The sequence below is a fragment of the Oleiphilus sp. HI0132 genome, assembly GCF_001635845.1.
The window spans coordinates 1-863 of the sequence record NZ_LWGJ01000112.1 but is presented as its reverse complement, the minus strand read 5'-3'; the positions used below and the strand labels follow the sequence as shown (position 1 = coordinate 863).

Genomic DNA, 863 nt, shown 5'->3' with positions numbered 1-863 from the left:
CTAGATACCGATGGTGATGGTCAAGGTGATGCCTGTGATTTGACACCAAATGGACCAGATATTCATAGAAATAGTGCTCCTGAGATTGGAACAATACTTACCGATATTCGTCATTTACCAGACACTTATGGGGGGACAACAAATGTTGATCCCCCTCCCGTGAACATTGGATTTACAGTAAATGTCCAGATTTCAGACCCGGATGGTTTTGATGATCTTGAGTATGTCGACATTGTTCAACTAGATGATAATTGGTGGTGGTCGCTGTTAGATCCATCATCTTGGGGGGCACAAAGAAACTCCTGCCGAATTGGTGATTCAGATGTTTTCGAATGTGTTTTCCATTCGAGTGAGCGCCTTCACACGATTAAGCTTTCTAACTGGAAAGTTATTGTAGTAGATAAATCAGGCAATCAAATTGAGAAGCAATTTAACTTCTCTGTTTTTGGCGGAGAAGAGCCTGGTACTTACGACATTATTTACTCTCCGCAATATGATGGTGATATTTCAAATGGAATTCCTGCGTTGGAATCGTTAAGTGAAGAAGCTAATGGCTTGGTAGGTTACATAAACGAGGGAACTCAGTCGTTTCGCATTGAGTTTCAGGCGACTGATACGCGCATCAAGAACTACGAAATTCAATTGTGGTCTTATGTGTATGACGGTGTCAGCGAAGATTCAGGTGATTGGTTCTACACAGGGTACGTTCCCCTTGATAGTGCTTCTATCATGAGTACACCAATCGTAGCGGGAGTAACAACAGAGCTAGATATTAATTGGTCTGAAGTGATTCTTAAGCCGGGATTTTCACCTATGGACATTGATGCAGGGCATGTGGTTGTTTTTGATGAATTTATCGAGAT

General features: G+C 41.8%; 1 protein-coding gene. It reads left to right on the top strand.

Annotated elements, in window-relative coordinates:
• Nucleotides 1-39: 39 nt before the first annotated feature.
• On the top strand, nt 40-863 hold an 824-nt coding region (locus tag A3766_RS01380; RefSeq protein WP_156508601.1), incomplete at its 3' end, for a hypothetical protein.